The sequence below is a fragment of the Arthrobacter sp. B0316-1-20 genome (assembly GCF_059091865.1).
The window spans coordinates 1-3,113 of the sequence record NZ_JBNHHC010000205.1 but is presented as its reverse complement, the minus strand read 5'-3'; the positions used below and the strand labels follow the sequence as shown (position 1 = coordinate 3,113).

5 protein-coding genes are annotated in these 3,113 nt (G+C 66.1%); 4 read left to right on the top strand and 1 reads right to left on the bottom strand.

The window, feature by feature from the left end:
* On the top strand, positions 1–561 hold a 561-nt coding region (locus AC5RW2_RS41900; protein ID WP_494075342.1), incomplete at its 5' end, for a glutamyl-tRNA reductase.
* Between the two features lie 40 nt (positions 562–601).
* On the opposite strand, the gene moeB is transcribed toward AC5RW2_RS41900, so the two are convergent.
* The gene (gene moeB / locus AC5RW2_RS41895; protein ID WP_494028020.1) at positions 602–1,780 is read right to left on the bottom strand and encodes a molybdopterin-synthase adenylyltransferase MoeB; all 1,179 of its coding nucleotides are present in this window, start codon (positions 1,778–1,780) and stop codon (positions 602–604) included.
* A gap of 121 nt (positions 1,781–1,901) precedes the next feature.
* On the opposite strand from moeB, the gene AC5RW2_RS41890 reads away from it, so the two are divergent.
* From AC5RW2_RS41890 to AC5RW2_RS41880, 3 genes are all read left to right on the top strand, one after another.
* The gene (locus AC5RW2_RS41890) at positions 1,902–2,522 is read left to right on the top strand and encodes a TetR/AcrR family transcriptional regulator (RefSeq protein WP_494028021.1); all 621 of its coding nucleotides are present in this window, start codon (positions 1,902–1,904) and stop codon (positions 2,520–2,522) included.
* Between the two features lie 47 nt (positions 2,523–2,569).
* Entirely contained in the window at positions 2,570–2,794 is a 225-nt protein-coding gene (locus AC5RW2_RS41885) for a DUF3107 domain-containing protein (protein ID WP_494028022.1), read from the top strand.
* Between the two features lie 23 nt (positions 2,795–2,817).
* Positions 2,818–3,113 (top strand): hypothetical protein (locus AC5RW2_RS41880; protein ID WP_494075341.1); only part of this gene is annotated, 296 nt, incomplete at its 3' end.

Genomic DNA, 3,113 nt, shown 5'->3' with positions numbered 1-3,113 from the left:
GGCGCCGGCAAGCCGCTGATCGTCATTGACCTGGCCCTGACCCACGACTTCGACCCCGCCGTCGGCGAACTGGCCGGCGTCGAGCTCATCACCCTGGAATCCGTCCGCCTGGCCGCTCCGGAAGAGCAGTCCGAATCCCTGCGTCAGGCCAGCAAGATCGTCGACAAGGCTGCCCGGACCTTCGCCGAACAGCAGCAGGCACGCAGCGTGGACTCCGCCATTGTCGCGCTGCGCCAGCACACGCTTTCCGTGCTCGACGCCGAACTGGAGCGCGTCCGCGCCCAGCATGGCTGCACCGGGCCCGCGGAGGAAGTCGAATTCGCGCTGCGGCGGATGGTCAAGCAGTTGCTCCACATTCCCACCGTCCGGGCGCGGGAACTGGCCGCCAACGGCCAGCAGGCCGCGTATATCGCCGGTCTGGAAGCGCTCTACGGCATCACGGTAGAGGAGCGGTCCGCTGCGGCAAAGACCGCTGCCGATACAGCGTCCACAGCGGAAACCGCGTCTGCAGCCTGCCCGGTGGACCACGCTGCCCTGGCCGACGCAGCCAAGGGCGCCTGAACCTGCCCAGTACAGCGACTGGCCCAGCACTGCGACCTGCTCAGTACAGCGGCTTGGCCGGTTCGATCTGCCGGACCCAGTCCGTGATCCCGCCGGAGACGTTGAAGACCGATTCGTAACCGTGGTCCAGCAGATAGGACGCCACTTCCGAGGAGCGCACCCCCGACTTGCAGTGGATGTACAGCTCCTTGCCCCGCGGCAGTTCCCGCTCACCGGCAAGGATTCTACCCTTGGGCACCAGCACCGCGCCGGGAATACTGACAATCTGGTGTTCGCCCGGTTCGCGCACGTCGATGAGCTCGAAATCCCGTTCCCCGCGCTCCCGTTCGGCCAGCAGCTCCTGCAGCCGCGCCACCGTGACCGCGGGAAGCTCGCGTGCGGTTCCGGCCGCGGGCAGGCCGCAGAACGCCTGGTAGTCCACCAGTTCGGTGATGGGCTGCGCCTGAGGATCCTTGCGCACCCGGATCTCGCGCCAGCTCATGTCCAGCGCGTTGAAGATGAGCACCCGGCCCAGCAGGGTGCGGCCAGTGCCGGTGATCAGCTTGATGGCCTCATTGACCATCACGGAGCCGATCTGCGCGCACAGCACGCCCAGGACCCCGCCCTCTGCGCAGGACGGGACCGAGCCCGCGGGAGGGGCCTCCGGATAAAGGTCGCGGTAGGTGGGACCATGCTTTTCCCAGAAGACACTGACCTGGCCGTCGAAGCGCAGGATGGAACCCCAGACGTACGGCTTGCCCAGGATGGCGGCGGCGTCATTGACCAGGTAGCGGGTGGCGAAGTTGTCCGTGCCGTCGAGGATCAGGTCGTAGCCGGCGAAGATCTCCAGCGCATTGGAGGAGTCCAGATGCACCTGGTGCAGCTGCACGGAGACCAGCGGGTTGAGCTCAAGGATCGAGTCCCGCGCCGACTCGGCTTTGGCCCGGCCCACGTCCGATACCCCGTGGATGACCTGGCGCTGCAGGTTGGAGGTATCCACGACGTCGTCGTCCACGATCCCGATCGTGCCCACCCCGGCAGCGGCCAGGTACAGCAGGGCGGGAGACCCGAGACCGCCTGCGCCCATGACCAGCACCTTGGCGTTCTTGAGCCGTTGCTGGGCCGCCATGCCGAACTCGGGAATGATCAGGTGCCGGGAATAGCGTTGCGTCTCTTCCTTGGTGAGGCCGTCGGCCGGCTCCACCAGGGGCGGAAGGCTCAGGGGTTCGTTACTGCTCATTCCTTCAATCTATGCCCCGGCATGGCACAGGGGAAACTGCAGCATACGCGGCCGTTATTACCCCCGGGTAAACTGAATCAAAGCGCCGGCATCCGGCACGTTCCGTGAAAGGCAAGTCATCGTGACTACAGAAGCCCGGCCCAACGGCAAGGCAACTCGGCTCCCCCGGGAGGAACGGCGCCGGCAGCTGCTGCAGGCAGCCCGCCAGGTCTTCGTCGCCAACGGCTACCACGGAGCCGCCATGGACGAAATCGCCGAGACTGCCAAGGTCAGCAAGCCAGTTCTCTACCAGCACTTCCCCGGCAAGCGGGAACTGTACCTGGCCCTGCTGGACAGCCACCTGGCCCAGCTGACCGGGCTGCTCACGGATGCCCTCAATTCCACGACGGACAACAAGGAAAGAGTCCGCGCCACGATGCGCGCCTACTTCGAGTTCGTCGCCCAGGACAGCCAGGCCCACCGGCTGATCTTCGAATCCGATCTGAACAACGATCCGGAGGTCAGCGAGCGGCTGGAGGCCTTCAATCTCGCCTACACCGATGCCATTGCCCGGGTCATTGCCGAGGACACCAGCATGACCCAGCCGGAGGCCACGCTGCTGGGCCGCGGCCTGCTGGGAATGGCTCAGGTCAGCGCCCGGTTCTGGCTTGAGAAGGACGGGGATCTTGACCTGGGGGTTGCCAGCGACCTCATCTACCGTTTAGCTTGGCGCGGAATCAGTCGTTTCCCGAAAGAGACTTAGAGTAGATTTCGTCGGGACGACAGTTCACAACACAGGAGGCACCAAGGGTGGAAATCAAGATCGGCATTCAGAACGTGGGCCGGGAAATCGTCTTCGAGTCGGAGGAGGCTCCGGAGGACGTCGCCGAGATCGTCTCCAAGGCCATGAACGGCGGCGCCGAACTCCGCCTGAAGGACTCCAAGGGCCGCATGGTCATCGTCCCGTCCAACGTTCTTGGCTACGTCGAGATCGGCGCCGAAGAGGCCCGCCGCGTGGGCTTCGGCGCCCTCTAGCGGGAGCAGAGGTCCGGCCGGACATGCTTGAACTGACGCTGGTCGCAGCGGTGGCGGCGGCAGCGGGCTTCCTCTGGTGGGGCCTGGACCGGCACCACCGCAGCTATGGGGTGCTGCTGGTGCCGGGTATCGCCGTCGCGGCTGCCGTGCTGCTGTGGATCATCCTGGTGATGTCCGGCCTGGCCTCCCAGCCGCGGATCTTCTGGCTCAGCTGGCTGATTCCCATGGTTGCCGGCGCCGCCGCAGCGGCCATAGCGGGACTTTTCCTCGGGCGGCGCCGGTCCCGGGCCGACGTCGCCCGCCTCAACGCAGCCCTGCG